Origin of the sequence: Nitratidesulfovibrio sp., assembly GCF_040373385.1 — a bacterium.
In the GTDB taxonomy this organism is placed as follows: Bacteria; Desulfobacterota; Desulfovibrionia; order Desulfovibrionales; family Desulfovibrionaceae; genus Cupidesulfovibrio.
This window is the reverse complement of the sequence record NZ_JBDXXH010000002.1, coordinates 543,700-558,548: the sequence shown is the minus strand read 5'-3', so window position 1 is coordinate 558,548 and position 14,849 is coordinate 543,700. Positions and strand designations below refer to the sequence as shown.

The window sequence follows — 14,849 nt, the reverse complement described above, 5'->3', positions numbered from 1 at the left end:
TTTCACTGACGCATTCACAAAACAAATAGAAGACCACGCACCCTATGGCCAACGTCACCAAGACCGACCAGCCCACCCAGGGGCAAAGCATCCATTTGCTCAAGCGTTGCTTGAGGTATTTCCGCCCCTACAGGGTGCAGATCATCATTTCCATGCTGGCCATGGGCGTGGTGTCGCTGAGCACCGCCGGGTCCGCCTGGCTGGTCAAGCCCGCCCTGGACGAAATCTTCATCAACAAGGACGAGCAGGCGCTGGTGTACGTGCCGCTGCTGTTCTTCGTGCTTACGCTGGTGAAGGGCGCAGGACGCTACGTGCAGAACTACTTCATGCAGTACAGCGGCCTGCGCGTGCTGGAAAAACTGCGATCGGAGCTGTACGACAAGATCATCTACCTGCCGCTGCAATTCTACGAAGACTCGCAGGTGGGCATGCTCATGTCGCGCATCATCAACGACGTGACCATGATCCGCAACAGCCTGCCGTCCATCGTGATGATGGTGCGGCAGCTGCTGACCATGCTGGGATTGGTGGGAGTTGTGTTCTACCAGAACCCGCGCCTGGCGGTGTGGGCGGTGCTGGTGCTGCCTGCGGCGCTGTACCCGCTGGTGTGGTTTGGCCGCAAGCTGCGCAAGTATGGCCGCCGCAACCAGTCGAAGCTGGCGGACATTTCCGTGGTGTTGCAGGAAGTGTTCAGCGGCATCCGGGTGGTCAAGGCCTTTGCCACAGAACGGCACGAGGCGCGCCGCTTCGATGACGAAAACGAGCGCCTGGCCCGGTTGTACCTGAAGCAGGCCAGCGTATCCGAGTTGTCCTCGCCGGTCATGGAACTGATCGGGGCCGTGGGCATCGGCCTGGTGATCTGGTTCGGCGGGCACGAGGTCATTGCCGGGGAAACCACGGCGGGCACGTTCTTTTCGTTCGTGGCCGCGCTGGCCATGATGTACGACCCTGTCAAGTCGCTGAATTCCTACAACATGGACGTGCAGCGCGCACTGGCCGGGGCCGAGCGGGTGTTCGAGATCCTGGACGCACCCGAACTGGTGGTGGAGCAGGGGGGCGACACCCCCTTCGACGAACCCTTCCGCGAACTGCGCTTCGAGGGCGTCACCTTCACCTACGGCAGCAAGACCGCGCCCGCACTGGACAACGTCAGCCTTACCGTGCGCGCGGGCGAGCGCGTGGCCATCGTTGGCCCCAGCGGCGCGGGCAAGAGCACCTTCGTCAATCTCATTCCCCGTTTCTATGAGCCGCAGCAGGGTGCCATCGTCCTCAATGGCCGCCCGGTGGCGGAGTACACCCTGGAAACCTTGCGCCGCAACGTGTCCATGGTGTCGCAGGATACCTTCCTGTTCAACCTGCCGGTGCGCGACAACATCACCTACGGCCTTCCCGGCCCCATCGACGCAGCGGCCGTCCGCGCCGCCGCCACATCCGCCTATGCCGATGAATTCATCAGCGAACTGCCGGAAGGGTACGACACCCTGCTGGGCGAGCGTGGGGTGAAGCTGTCCGGCGGCCAGAAGCAGCGCCTGACCATCGCCCGGGCCATCATGAAGGATGCGCCGCTGCTCATTCTGGACGAGGCCACCAGCGCGCTGGACTCCGAGGCCGAGCGCATCGTCCAGAAGGCCCTGGACAACCTGATGGAAAACCGCACCAGCATCGTCATTGCCCACCGCCTCTCCACCATTCTTTCCGCCGACCGCATCCTGGTCATGGAGCAGGGGCGCATCGTGGATGCCGGGCGGCACGAGGAACTGCTGGGCCGGTGCACCCTGTACGCCCGGCTGTATGCCATGCAGTTCGCCACCGATGCCGCCAATGGCGCCAGGGACGGGGCGGAGCAGGGCGCGGCCATACCCGCCGCCGGAGCCCCCGCGTGAAGCTGCCCCCCGCCCTCATCGCACCGCCGCTCTACGGGCTGTACAAGGCCTGGTGCGCCACCCTGCGCTACGACATCGCCGGGCGCGAAGCCGTGGACGAACTGTGGCATGCCCGTACCCCCATGGTCTTTGCGCTGTGGCACGACGAAATCTTTCCGCTGATGCACGTGCGGGGCGACCTGGAGATCGTCACCGTGGTCAGCCAGAGCCGCGACGGCGAATACCTGGCCCAGGTGCTGCAACGGCTGGGCCTGCGCACGGCGCGGGGGTCCAGCTCGCGCGGGGGGGTCAAGGCACTGATCGGCGCGGCGCGGCTGATGCGCAAGGAAGGATTGTGTGGTTGCGTGACCGTGGACGGGCCGCGCGGCCCGCGCCACAAGGTCAAGCCGGGCGCGATCTTTCTGGCGCAGCGGGCACGGGCACCCATCGTGCCCATGCGCATGTTCCTGGAGCGCGCCAAGGTATTCGAACGTGCCTGGGACCGGTTTCAGGTGCCGCTGCCGTTTTCCCGCGTGCGCGTGGTGTTCGGCGCGCCATACCGGCTGCCCGATCCGGAAGCCATGCCCCTGAACGACACGGCGCAGAACGAGGGCAGGCAGGGCGCGGATGCGGCCTTGGCCGCCGCCTGCGCGGACCTTGAAGCCAGACTTGAAGGATTGCGATGACTACGCCTGCTCCCCGCGACGACATTTCCCCCGCCCCCAGCGCGGCTACCGGCTCGCAGCCAGCCGCTGCTCCAAAGGGCCTGATGCCGCGCCTGCTGCACATGCTGGCCCGCTCCCTGGCCAGGCGGGGATTCGACGGCATAACCCGGTACGGCAACGCACTGGGCGCGCTGCTGTGGCACTGCCTGCCCGGCAGGCGGCGCCTGGCAATCCGTGCCATCGCCGAGCATCTCGGCGTGCCGCAGCAAGAGGCCACGCGCATCGCGCGGGAAAGCTTTGCCCACAACGCCCGCTCCTTCCTGGAAGTGCTTCTGGTAGGGCAGTTCGGCTTCGAGGAGACGGGCAACCGCCTCATCATCGACAACCCCGAACAACTGCGCAGACTGGCCGAAGGCGACCGCCCCGTGGTGGCAACCACGGCACATCTTGGCGCCTGGGAATTCATGTCCTCGCTGATGGGGCAATGGCATCTGGACCGCCCCCGCATGGTGGTGGTGCGCCGCAACAGCAATGACACCCTCAACGACTTCATCTTCGCCATGCGCGGTGCACGCGGGTTGCAGGTGGTGGACCACCGCAACGCCGTGTTCACCGTGCTCAAGGGATTGAAACGCAGCGGCTGCGTAGGCTTTCTGGTGGATCACAACTGCCGCCGCGACGAGGCCACCTTTCTGCCGTTCCTGGGTGAAACCGCCGCCGTGAACATGGGGCCGGCCCTGCTTGCCGTGCGGGCCGAGGCAGAGGTGTGGCCAGCTTTCATTCTCCGCGAGGGCGGTCGCTACCGGCTGTACATCGACGAACCGCTGGACACCACCACTCTGGACGGGGACCGGAACGAAAAGGTTGAAGCCGTGGCCCGGTACTACACGGAGGCCGTGGAAAGGGCGGTGCGCGCCCATCCGGAGCAGTGGTTCTGGATGCACAAACGCTGGAAGACCCGCCCCAAGCACGACGACTGATTCCGCCTGCCGCCTCGTATTCCCGCATTCACCGACCATTCACAGCGATCGAACAGACCCCGCCGGTGGCGCACACGCGCTTCCGGCGGTCTTTTTTGGCTCGTCCATATATCGCGAAATGCGATTGCAAACGGGATAGGCCAGCCAGATCGATACCATGTCTCGCGCAAGGCTCCTGCAACAATCCCGCGTTCAGTCCCTTGCTCAGTACCCCCACCAATAGTCACAACAGGGCGGAGTACACAACCAGCACCTACATCGGTCGGCGGTGACGTTTACGCCCCGCCTTGATCGCACATGACGATAACATCTCTTGAAATACCTCACACAGACATCCCGCACCAGCTGCCCGAAATGCCACGTGACCGAGCCATGCCTCGCAGCACGCACGAAAGGGCCGCAGAACAGACGCTGCAAAAACCCCGTTCGCAACAGGGGAGCATCGGAAAGCCACCGGTTGTTTCACATAAAATCGAGAAATCATATCAGTTCGGAATAAAAGACTTCTCGATCTCGAAAAGTTAACATAATTTGCATTATGGGACATCTTGAAAACCCGCAAGAGAGAGGATGGCGACGCAACCCGGGTTCGCGACCAGCTCCGACGCCCCCTGCGAACTCGAATCCAGCCCCCCTCCGGAATATGCGTCGACCACACGCGCACAGCATGCTGGCTTGCCTGCTGAACTTCGAACGGCCATTCTATCGCAAACACCGATTGATCGAGGCGACGCACTCGGACCACCTCATGCTGTCCGGGCATCTGAAATCGTGCCAGCTATCCTGTGCGACGACGCATGCGGCACCGCTGCCCACCCGGTGTTCTTCCCGGTCCCTTCGCAAGGCCAACGTCCTTTCGCATGCCGGTTCGCAGGACACTTGCATGAGAGGACATGGCGGATGCCCCCTCGCCGCCAGCAAAACGAGCACCTGCAGCCACCTGATTTCCGCCTCGAAATTTCAAAATCCGGCCCTTCGCCTGTCCGGAGTGCATTCGCGGCGCACACGGCCATTTCGCGCGTTTTTCCGCCCTGGACGCAAAAACGGGCACCATCCACTGGGGATGATGCCCGTTTTTCGGGTAGTCAGAGAAAAATCGTCGTACGAAACAGCACCGGGGACCAGACGGCGGAAATCCGCTAGCCGTTCAGCGTCGCCCAGTCCTTGTTGAAGGTATCGAGCCCGGACGTGGTCAGCGGGTGGTCGAACATCTGGCGCAGCACGGCAAACGGCACGGTGGCCACATGGGCGCCCATCAAGGCCGCCTCGGCCACGTGGCGCGGATGGCGCACGCTGGCCACGATGACCCGGGCATCCATCCCCATGCCGGAATAATTGCGCAGGATGGCCATGATGTCGGCCACAAGCTGCATTCCGTCCTGCGACAGACCGTCCAGCCTGCCCACGAAGGGCGAGACGAACGAGGCCCCGGCCTTGGCGGCCAGCAAGGCCTGCATGGGCGAAAAGACCAGGGTCACGTTGGTGTCCACACCCTTGGACTTCAGCACGCGCACGGCCTTCAGCCCTTCGGGGGTCATGGGAATCTTGACCACCACGTTGGGGCCGTTGCGCACAAGGTCCAGCCCCATGGCGATGAGTTCGTCGGCGGTATCGCCCACGGCCTCCAGGCTCACAGGGCCTTCCACCTCGCGGCAGATGGTCTGCATGACCGCGCGCCAGTCACCGCCTTCGCGGGACATCAGCGTGGGATTGGTGGTCACGCCGTCCAGCAGGCCCCAGGCCTTGGCGGCGCGTATCTCGGCAAGGTTGGCCGTATCCAGAAAGAACTGCATAAACCGGAGCCTCCTGCGTCAGGTCACCGCCCCCGCAACGGAGCACATGCTTCCGGGGCACGGCGACATCACGAAGAATGCGCAACTGCGAAAACGGGCACCCTGGCGGCCTACAGGTTGCCGGGCGTACAAGGCCAGCGGAGTGCGCGGGCAGCGGGACGCTCCGGCGGAATCGGCAAGGCCCGCCAGCAACCGGGCTACTCGGCGTCCTTTTCCTCGTGCGCGGGAATTTCGCGACCGCCGCTTTCCAACTGCTTCAGGAAAGCGTCACGGCATTCGTAGCTGCAAAAACGGTACGTCTTCTCGCCATCGCGCACGGTAACGCCGCCGTTGGCGTCGATGTATGCGCCGCAGACGGGGTCGCGCACCATTTCGCCGGTGGCCACCATTTCTTCCTTCTGCTTCTTGTCATCCTTGCTCTTCTTGCGCGACTCGTTGGTCACGAGACGGTAGAGAAAATAGCCTGCCGCGATCAGCAAAAGCCACTTGAGCATGCCAGACTCCCTTTGGGTCCTAGAGGCGTTGATGAAGGCCGGGAGTGCAGTCGCACCGCCTGGCCGTTCACTGGCCGATGCACCCGTCGTGCAGGGTGAACGTCAGCGATTTCAGGGCGTGTATCAGACTTTGCCCGTCTGGGAAAGCAAGTTCGGGGGCGATATCATGCAGCGGCACCAGGACAAAGGCCCGTTCGCGCATGCGCGGGTGCGGCAGCGTCAGACGCGGCGTATTCCGCACCACATCGCCGAACAGCAACAAATCCATGTCGATGGTGCGCGGGGCGTACCGGATGGCGGGATCATGCGGAGGCACCCCGCCACCCTGCTCCGACGCCTGCGGTGCGGTCGATGCCGATTCCGACGCCTGCGCCCCGTCGCCTTCCCCGCCTTCCGGTGCATACGCCCGGCTGCGGCCCAGTTCCTGCTCCACGGCCAGCAGGCGATCCAGCAGCCCTTCCGGCGTGATGTCCGGCGAGCATTCCAGCCGGATCACCTGGTTGGCAAACCACGGCTGGTCGCGGTAGCCCTGCGGTTCCGTTCGGTACACGGGCGACACCGCGCCAACGACAACGCCGGGCAGGGCGGCTAGTGCCGCCACGGCCCGGACGAGATTGTCGGCGGGGTCGCCCCCCGGCGCGTCCGCCCCCACGCCCTTTTGGACGTTTGGCGGCGGCAGGTTGGACCCCAGGCAGACGTAGGCGATTACAGGTTCGCGATGCGTGACACGGCCTCCTCGAGGCGGTCGGTGTCCACGGTGAGCGAAATGCGGAAGTAGCCTTCGCCCGGCGTGCCGAAGCCGTTTCCGGGGGTCAGCACCACGCCGGTCTTTTCCAGCACGGCGGTGACGAATTCGGCGGACGAGCCGTACCCGGCGGGCACCTTGGCCCAGATGTAGAACGCGGCGCTGGGCACGCGGCAGGCAATGCCCACCTTGTTCAGGGCGGCCACCACCACGTCACGGCGCTTGCGGTAGATGGCGCGCAGTTCGCGGCAGAAGTCGTCGCCATCGCGCAGGGCCACGATGGAGGCTTCCTGCACGGCCTGGAAGATGCCGGAGTCCACGTTTTCCTTCACCTTGCCAAGGCCCGCCACCAGCGAGGCGTTGCCCACGGCCATGCCCACGCGCCAGCCGGTCATGTTGTAAGTCTTGGACAACGAGTGGAACTCTATGGTCACGTCTTTGGCGCCTTCCACTTCAAGAATGCTCATGGGCTTGTCATTCTCGTCGTAGTAGACCTCAGTGTAGGCCGTGTCGTGCGCGATGATCACGTTGTGCTTCTTGCAGATGCCGATGAGCTTTTCGTAGAACGCGTGCGGGGCCGTGGCCGCCGTGGGGTTGTTGGGATAGTTGACGAAGATCATCTTCGCCCGGTCCCAGGTGGCGGCGGGAATGGCGTCGAGGTCGGGCAGGTAGTCGTTTTCCTCCACCAGCGGGATGAACTGCACCTCGCCGCCCACGAAGCCGGTGGCGATGTGGTACACCGGATAGTTGGGGGTGCACACCAGCACCAGGTCGCCGGGGTTCACGAAGGCCAGCGGAAAATGGGCGATGCCTTCCTTGGAGCCGATGAGACCGATGACTTCGGTCTTGGGGTCAAGGCTGACGCCGAAGCGGCGGCCATACCAGTTGGCCACTTCCTGCCGGAATTCCAGCATGCCCACGTACGAGGGGTACTGGTGGTTGGCGGGGCGCTCCACGGCCTTCTTCATGGCCTCGATGATGAAATCGGGCGTCGGCATGTCGGGGTCACCGATGCCGAGGCTGATGATGTCCACGCCACGGGCGGCCACTTCGGCCTTGACCTTGTCGATGCCTGCGAACAGGTACGGGGGCAGGGTCGCCAGCCGGTCCGCGAGTTTGAAATCAGCCATGCAGAGTCTTCTCCTTGCGGGTTTCGATCCCCTGGACGCGCCGTCCGCCTGTGGCGGGGCACGCCGCTCTCGCCGGTAAAAAAAGAGGGCTCTGCCAGAAGCCCGTTCCTTGCGATACCTTTCGGGTAACCGCGTACCCGGTTTCGTCCGGTTGCGCGAAATCTACAGGCCCCCTGCCCGGCCTGTCAAATGATAATGGCTACTGCCGGACGTGTGCTGCCGCCCACCCAAGGCGCGTGGTGCAACGCGCTCGCCGCGGCGTGCCCGACCGGGCATCTTCCCCCCGTCTGCCTGCACATGCTCTGCCTGGCGCGGTGCGAGGGGTATGCATCCTGCAAGCGAACGTGTCGCACGCCCCGCTGCCCTGCTCGCCCCCATGCGGCGCAAAGGGTTCCGCATGGGGACGGACAGCGTCCCCCGCTCCGGCGAATGCCCGCCAACCGTGTTCCGGCGCGTGCTTCGCCATGCGGGTGCACGGGCAGGGCACGAATATGGCGGGTCATCCTACCCTACCCTACTTTATGACTTTTCTTTGTCAAAAATGTCATCTGGCATAACGAAAACGACAAAAAAGACGACACGTCACAACGGATGACACTTTCAGGTTCATGACAACGCGGGGGAACGCATGACATCGGCGACACGGGCTTTGGGGGAATTTTGCCTGCTGGCGATGCTTTTCGTCGGCACGGCCATGGCCGTTGCGCTGGGCGCGGCGGAATGGGTGGTGTACGGACTGGTGACGGCGGGCCTGCTGGCCGCGCTGGGCGGCCTGCTCGACGCATGGCGCGTGCACGGGGCACTGGCGGAGACAGCCCGGCTGGTCACCGGGGTACCCGACGACACCCCGTTCGGCACGGCGGCACGGGGGGATGCGGGCAGCGGGTTGTCCTTTGGCACCCGCAAGACCGGCGCAACATCCGCTGCCAACGATGTCGAAGGAGACGCGGCGGCGCTGCTGGCGCGCCACGTGCCGCGCGTGGTGGCCCTGCTGGAGGGTGCGCGCCAACGCATGGCGGCGGAAACCGTCCGTGCCGACGCCAGCACCCAGACTGCCGAGGCTGCCGGACGCCGGGCGGTTGTTGTGCGCGAGCGGGCGGAAGCCTCCAACCGGCAGGCCATGCACAATTCCGCAAAAACCCTGGACCGCGTCGTCGGTTCGTTGCAGGAAGCGGCAACAAGCCTGGCCGCCGAGGCGGGTCGGGCATCCAGCGGGGCCGACAACCAGCGGCGGCTGGCGGGCGACACCGCCGTGGCCATGGAACAGATGACGTCCACGGTCAACGCCGTGGCCCGCAACGCGGGCGATGCCGCCACACAAGCCGACACCGCGCGCCAGAAGGCCGTGGCCGGGCGCGACGTGGTCAACCGGGCGGTGTCGTCCATCGCTGCCGTGCACGGGCACACCACCGGCCTGCGCGAGGTCATGGGCGATCTGGGCACCCGCGCCGAATCTATCGGACAGGTCATGGGCGTCATCACCGACATCGCCGACCAGACCAACCTGCTGGCACTGAACGCCGCCATCGAGGCGGCCCGCGCGGGCGATGCCGGGCGCGGCTTTGCCGTGGTGGCCGACGAGGTGCGCAAGCTGGCCGAAAAGACCATGCAGGCCACCCACGAGGTGGGCGAAGTCATCACCGCCATCCAGTCCGGCACCCGCAAGACCCTGTCCGACATGGATGAAGCCGCCCGGGTTGTGGACGAGGCCACCCGTCTGGCCAAGGATTCCGACGAAGCCCTGGCCGAAATCGTGGACATCGTCGAGTCAACGTCCGACGGAGTACGCAACATCGCCACGGCGGCGGAGCAGCAGGCCGCCACCTGCGAGGAAATCAACCGCATCACCGCCCAGGTGGACGCCATCTCGCGCCAGACCGCCGACGGCATGCACCGCGCCAACGACGACATCACCGCGCTTACCGCCCAGATGTCCCGGTTGGCCACGCTGAACCGGGTGTTCCACGTCATCGGGCAGGGCACGGTGCAGACGCTCATGCGCGGGCTGGCCGAGGCGGCGGACATCCGCTCCCTGCAACGCGAGCGCATCGAGGCGCACCTGCGCCGGGTCATTGCCGCCGCGCCGTACCTGGAACTGCTGTACATGACCGACGGCAAGGGGCGGCAGATCATCGCCAACATCGCCCCGGCCGCGCAGGCCACCCCGGCGGACGCGCAGGCCTGCGGCAAGGACTGGTCGTCGCGCCCGTGGTTTACCGAGGCCATGGCCATCGGCGACCTGTACATCTCGGAAAGCTACGTCTCGCAAGCCTCCGGAGCGCCGTGCATCACCGTGTCGCTGCCCATGGAGGACGCGGCGGGCACCCCCGTTGCGCTGCTGGCTGCGGACGTGAAGCTGGGGTGATGCGCCGAGGGCGCGCGGCCACCGGCGGCAGCCCGCGTCATCAATACCAATGGATGCAACCCGGACGGGGCGCGCCGCGCGGCGCGCCCCGTTGCCATTTCCGGCTCCGTGCGGTCCGGCGCCAATGCCCGCCAACCGCAGGCGCCCCGCCCGGCATAGCTGAACCAGGGCGTTCGCGCGTCCTGCCCCTCCCTGCCGTCCCCACCGCCCCGCGCTCTTGCCGCATGCTGGGCGCCCGTGTACCATGCCAGCGTGAATACCGCCCTGTCCGTGCGCCCTCCCGGGCTGCCGGGGCCGGGCACGAACCGCGCCGCGCGCATCGAGTTCCATGCCCCCACGCCGCACCTCCGCTCCTGTTGTACCAGCCGGTTCCGCTGGACCTGCCGGTTCTGGCGCAACAGACGCCACCGCCCCCGGCGAATCCGCCAAGGCGGCGCCACACCGTCGCGGCGCCACACCGCCCCAATCGGTCCAGCCGGTAAAATCGGCCAGGCCGGTGAAGCCCGCCAGACCCGCCACGCGCGCCAGGCGCACTCCAGCCCCGCACGCCGGGCAGAATGCTGCGCCGAAAGCGACGCATCCACTCATCGACGGATATCTGGAATACCTGCTCATCGAACGCGGCCTTGCGGAAAACACCCTGGCCGCCTACGCGGCGGATCTTGCCGACTTTGCGGGGTTTCTCGCGCAGGGCGGCATCGAGCTTGAAGCCGCCACGGAACAGACCCTGTTCCTGTACATCGTGGACCTGCGGCGGCGCAGCCTGACCAGCCGCACCCTGTCGCGCCATCTTTCGGCCCTGCGCGGCCTGTTCGCCCACGGCGTGGCCGAAGGCCAGCTTGCGGCAGACCCCCTGCGCTACCTGGAAAACCCCAAGCTGCCGCGCACCCTGCCCGACGTGCTGACCCGCGATGAAATGGCCGCCGTGCTGGCCCGGCCCGACCTTTCCGACCGCCTGGGCTTTCGCGACCGCACCATGCTGGAACTGCTGTACGCCTCCGGCCTGCGCGTCTCCGAACTGTGCGGCCTTCGCCCTCTGGACTTCGATCCCATGACCGGCCTTGTGCGGGTATTCGGCAAGGGTTCCAAGGAGCGCATCGTGCCGGTGCACGACACGGCGGCCAAACTGCTTACGGCCTATATCCGCGACTGGCGGCCCGCCTTCCGCCCGGTGGAGGATGCCCTGTTCCTGAACCGTTCGGGCAAGGGGCTGACCCGCCAGGCAGTGTGGAAGGTGGTCAAGCGCCACGTAGCCGAGGCGGGCATCCGCAAGGACATTTCGCCGCACACCTTTCGCCATTCCTTCGCCACCCATCTGCTGGACGGGGGGGCAGACCTGCGCACCGTGCAGATGCTGCTGGGCCACGCCGACATCGCCGCCACGGAAATCTACACCCATGTGCAAGCCGACCGGCTGCGCCAGGTGCACCGCGCCCACCACCCCCGCTCGCGCTCCTGACCCGACGCCGCGCCCTATTCCACAGTCCTCACTGACACCACAGATCATACGGATACCACGGACCACACGGACACCCACGCATGCAGCAGCCCCCCAAGATCGCCGCGCCGGTGCTGATCACCGCCCACGCCAACGCAGACTTCGACGCGCTGGCCGCCATGGTGGCGGCGGGCAAGCTGCACCCCGGCGCGGTGCTGGTGTTTCCCGGCAGCCAGGAACGCACCCTGCGCAATTTCTTCATCGAAAGCGCCACCTACATGTTCAACTTCCGGCAGGCGCGCGACATCGACCCGGAAAGCGTGGAAACCCTGGTCATCGTGGATACCCGCCAGCACTCGCGGGTGCCCCACGTGCACAACGTGCTGGCCCGCCCCGGGGTCACCGTGCACCTCTGGGACCACCATCCGGACACCGATGAGGACATCCCCGCAGCGTTCAGCCGGGTGCTGCCATGGGGGTCAACCACGGCCATCATCGTAGCCGAGATCCGCGAGCGGGGGCTGACCCTTTCCGGGGACGAGGCCACCATGCTCGGCCTCGGCATCTTCGAGGATACCGGCTCGTTCACCTTTGCCTCGACAACCGAGCACGACTTTTCCGCCGCAGGCTGGCTGAAGACCCAGGGCATGGACCTGAACGCCATCGCCGAACTCATCGCCCGCGACCTGACCAGCGAACAGGTGGGCATTCTGAACGCCCTGCTGGAATCGGCCACCACCCACGACATCAACGGCTCCCTGGTGACCATCGCCGAGGCGTCCATGGAAACCTACATGGGCGACTTCGCGCTGCTGGCGCACAAGATGATGGACATGGAGAACATAAAGGTGCTGTTCGCCTTGTGCCGCATGGGCGACAGGGTGCAGGTGGTGGCCCGCAGCCGCCTGGCCGAGGTGGACGTGGCCCAGGTGTGCACGTCGCTGGGGGGCGGGGGGCATCCGTACGCGGCGTCCGCCTCGGTCAAGGACAAGACCCTGCAACAGGTGCGCGACGAGTTGTTCGCCCTGCTCTTTTCCGCCGTCAATCCGCAGATGCGGGTGCGCGACCTGATGTCCTCGCCCGTGATGGGCGTGGACGACGATCGATCCATCGCCGACGCCGAGGAAACCATGACCCGCTACGGCCTGAAGGCCGTGCCCGTGTTCGCCGCAGGCACCCGGCGGTGCGTGGGCTACCTGGAGCAGCAGACCGCCGCTCGGGCCATTGCGCACGGGCTGGGGCACATGGGCGTGGCGGAATACATGCACCGCCGGGTGCAGACCGTGACCCCCAACGAGGACCTGTACAAGGTCATGGAAATCATCGTGGGCCAGCGCCAGCGCCTGGTGCCCGTGGTGGACAGGGTGCCCGCCCCGCACCTGGCGGGCAGCTACGGCGTGGAGCGCACGCCCCCGCCCGCTGCCGAAAGCGACGAGGAAACCGGAGAGGTGGTGGGCGTCATCACCCGCACCGACCTCATCAACACCCTGGTGGAAGAACCCGCCCGCATTCCGGAAACGCTGCTGCCCGAATCCCGGCGCGAAAAGAACATTCGCGCCCTGCTTCAGGAACGCCTGCCCGACACCCACTTCCGCCTGCTGGAACTGGCGGGCAGGCTGGGCGACAGGCTGAACGTGCCGGTGTACGCCGTGGGCGGCTTCGTGCGCGACATCCTGCTGGGGCGGCCCAACCTGGACCTTGATGTGGTGGTTGAAGGTGACGGCATCGCCTTTGCCCGCGCCCTGGCCGATGAACTGGGCGGGCGCATGCGCGCGCACCACAAGTTCAAGACCGCCGTGGTCATCTTTCCCGCGTGGGAATCGGAACAACGGCGCGGCGGCAACGGTCGTCCCTTAGCCCCGGATGTCCGTGCAGGTGCCGCCCCGGAGGCCATCCCCGACACTGAGGTTTCCGACAATACGGCCCTGTCGGCCCCACCGGCCCCTCCCGCCTCGGGCGACGCATCCGACGAAGCCACGGCGGAAGCGGCCCACCGCGCCGCCGCACGACCGGAACAGCGCATCGACGTGGCCACGGCCCGGCTGGAATATTATGAATATCCGGCCGCCCTTCCCACGGTCGAGCTGTCATCCATCAAGATGGACCTGTACCGGCGCGACTTCACTATCAACGCGCAGGCCGTGCAGCTGAACGGCGCGCACTTCGGGCGGCTGGTGGACTTCTTCGGCGCGCAGCGCGACATGAAGGACAAGGTCATCCGCGTGCTGCACTCGCTGTCCTTCGTGGAAGACCCCACCCGCATCCTGCGGGCGATCCGCTTCGAAAAGCGCTACGATTTCCGCATCGGCGCGCAGTGCGAGCGGCTCATCAAGAACGCCCTGCAACTGGGCATGATGGACCGCCTGTCCGGGGCGCGGCTGTTCCACGAACTGAAGCTGATCTTCGACGAAAAGTCCCCCCTGCCATGCATCCGGCGCATGGAGGACTACGACATCCTGCGTCTCATCCATCCCCTGCTGAAGCTGAACCCGTCCAAGATGGACGTGCTGACCGAACTCGAGCGGGTGCTGCACTGGTACCGGCTGCTGTACCTTTCGCCCGCGCCGGAACCGTGGATGCTCTATCTGCTGGGGCTGTGCGGCAACGGCAAGTATCTGGACGTGGCCGCCGTCACCGACAGGCTGGCCTTCTCGCGCAAGGTCCGGCAGGACTTCCTGACCCTGCGCGAAAACGTGCGCGAGGTGCACAACCTGCTCAACCTGTGGATGCAGCGCGACGGTTCCATGAGCGGCCTGAACAACCTGCTCTCGCCCATCGCGCCGGAAGGCATCCTGTACCTGATGGCCCGCTCCAGGACAGAGGACGCGCGCAAACACATCTCGTACTATCTCACCCGCCTGCGTGGCGAAACGCCCGACATCACCGGCAACGACCTGCTGGCCATGGGCATTCCGGCGGGGCCTGCCTACGGGCGCGTGCTGCGCCGGGTGCTGGCGGCCAAGCTGGACGGTTTGGCCCGCACCCGCGCCGCGCAACTGGACCTGGCCCACGAAATGCTGCGCGAGGAAACCGCACGTGATGCGCTTGCGGCCGAGGCTGATCCCGGCGGCAAGGCCGGGGTAGCCGGAGAGGCAGACCAGGACGCGGAAACCGCCTGCGTGGCCCAGGGGCAGGTGGTGGCGTCCGGCAACCGGCGCAACAGGCCGCCGGGCTGGCCGGATTTTCAGAACGGACAGAATGGGCCAAGCGGACAAGACACACCCGAAGCCCGTGAGACCCAGGCCACGGGGGGCACTCCCGCTGCCACCGCCTCCGGCGACGGCGTCATGAACGGAAACGACAACGGAACCGGGGACAGTACCGCAACGCCGGGAGCCTGACACCAAACCGTCCGCACGGCGCAACAGGTTGCGAGC

10 protein-coding genes are annotated in these 14,849 nt (G+C 66.1%); 6 read left to right on the top strand and 4 right to left on the bottom strand.

Going from position 1 to position 14,849, the window contains the following annotated elements:
* The first annotated feature begins 44 nt into the window (after positions 1-44).
* The 3 genes from ABWO17_RS05485 to ABWO17_RS05475 are packed head-to-tail and all read left to right on the top strand — an operon-like array spanning position 45 to position 3,507.
* Positions 45-1,883 (top strand): ABC transporter ATP-binding protein, encoded by a 1,839-nt coding sequence (locus ABWO17_RS05485; protein ID WP_353116555.1) that lies wholly within the window; start codon positions 45-47, stop codon positions 1,881-1,883.
* Positions 1,880-2,548, top strand: a complete 669-nt coding sequence (locus ABWO17_RS05480; RefSeq protein WP_353116554.1) for a lysophospholipid acyltransferase family protein — start codon at positions 1,880-1,882, stop codon at positions 2,546-2,548. The genes ABWO17_RS05485 and ABWO17_RS05480 overlap by 4 nt, the downstream gene beginning before the upstream one ends.
* Positions 2,545-3,507: a lysophospholipid acyltransferase family protein gene (locus ABWO17_RS05475; RefSeq protein WP_353116553.1), complete on the top strand. Its 963-nt coding sequence runs from the start codon at positions 2,545-2,547 to the stop codon at positions 3,505-3,507. Before ABWO17_RS05480 ends, ABWO17_RS05475 begins: the two co-directional genes overlap by 4 nt.
* A gap of 1,139 nt (positions 3,508-4,646) precedes the next feature.
* On the opposite strand, the gene fsa is transcribed toward ABWO17_RS05475, so the two are convergent.
* From fsa to ABWO17_RS05455, 4 genes are all read right to left on the bottom strand, one after another.
* Positions 4,647-5,300: a fructose-6-phosphate aldolase gene (gene fsa / locus ABWO17_RS05470; protein WP_353116552.1), complete on the bottom strand. Its 654-nt coding sequence runs from the start codon at positions 5,298-5,300 to the stop codon at positions 4,647-4,649.
* A gap of 197 nt (positions 5,301-5,497) precedes the next feature.
* Complete coding sequence (locus tag ABWO17_RS05465) at positions 5,498-5,794, bottom strand: transcriptional regulator (protein WP_353116551.1); 297 nt, start codon at positions 5,792-5,794, stop codon at positions 5,498-5,500.
* A gap of 67 nt (positions 5,795-5,861) precedes the next feature.
* On the bottom strand, positions 5,862-6,485 hold the full coding sequence (gene folK / locus ABWO17_RS05460; protein ID WP_353116649.1) for a 2-amino-4-hydroxy-6-hydroxymethyldihydropteridine diphosphokinase: 624 nt from the start codon (positions 6,483-6,485) through the stop codon (positions 5,862-5,864).
* 14 nt (positions 6,486-6,499) lie between these two features.
* Complete coding sequence (locus ABWO17_RS05455; RefSeq protein ID WP_353116550.1) at positions 6,500-7,669, bottom strand: LL-diaminopimelate aminotransferase; 1,170 nt, start codon at positions 7,667-7,669, stop codon at positions 6,500-6,502.
* A gap of 628 nt (positions 7,670-8,297) precedes the next feature.
* Here ABWO17_RS05455 and ABWO17_RS05450 point away from each other — a divergent pair.
* From ABWO17_RS05450 to ABWO17_RS05440, 3 genes are all read left to right on the top strand, one after another.
* Positions 8,298-10,034, top strand: a complete 1,737-nt coding sequence (locus ABWO17_RS05450; protein WP_353116549.1) for a methyl-accepting chemotaxis protein — start codon at positions 8,298-8,300, stop codon at positions 10,032-10,034.
* Positions 10,035-10,530: 496 nt separating this feature from the next.
* The gene (gene xerD, locus ABWO17_RS05445; protein WP_353116548.1) at positions 10,531-11,493 is read left to right on the top strand and encodes a site-specific tyrosine recombinase XerD; all 963 of its coding nucleotides are present in this window, start codon (positions 10,531-10,533) and stop codon (positions 11,491-11,493) included.
* An 80-nt stretch (positions 11,494-11,573) separates the two neighbouring features.
* The gene (locus tag ABWO17_RS05440) at positions 11,574-14,813 is read left to right on the top strand and encodes a CBS domain-containing protein (protein WP_353116547.1); all 3,240 of its coding nucleotides are present in this window, start codon (positions 11,574-11,576) and stop codon (positions 14,811-14,813) included.
* Positions 14,814-14,849: the final 36 nt, after the last annotated feature.

What these genes read in the sequence shown, in the direction of transcription:
- ABWO17_RS05485 (WP_353116555.1), top strand. Translation starts at nt 45, where the DNA reads ATGGCCAACGTCACCAAGACCGACCAGCCCACCCAGGGGCAAAGCATC.
- ABWO17_RS05475 (WP_353116553.1), top strand. Translation starts at nt 2,545, where the DNA reads ATGACTACGCCTGCTCCCCGCGACGACATTTCCCCCGCCCCCAGCGCG.
- fsa (WP_353116552.1), bottom strand. Translation starts at nt 5,300, where the DNA reads ATGCAGTTCTTTCTGGATACGGCCAACCTTGCCGAGATACGCGCCGCC.
- ABWO17_RS05465 (WP_353116551.1), bottom strand. Translation starts at nt 5,794, where the DNA reads ATGCTCAAGTGGCTTTTGCTGATCGCGGCAGGCTATTTTCTCTACCGT.
- ABWO17_RS05455 (WP_353116550.1), bottom strand. Translation starts at nt 7,669, where the DNA reads ATGGCTGATTTCAAACTCGCGGACCGGCTGGCGACCCTGCCCCCGTAC.
- ABWO17_RS05450 (WP_353116549.1), top strand. Translation starts at nt 8,298, where the DNA reads ATGACATCGGCGACACGGGCTTTGGGGGAATTTTGCCTGCTGGCGATG.
- ABWO17_RS05440 (WP_353116547.1), top strand. Translation starts at nt 11,574, where the DNA reads ATGCAGCAGCCCCCCAAGATCGCCGCGCCGGTGCTGATCACCGCCCAC.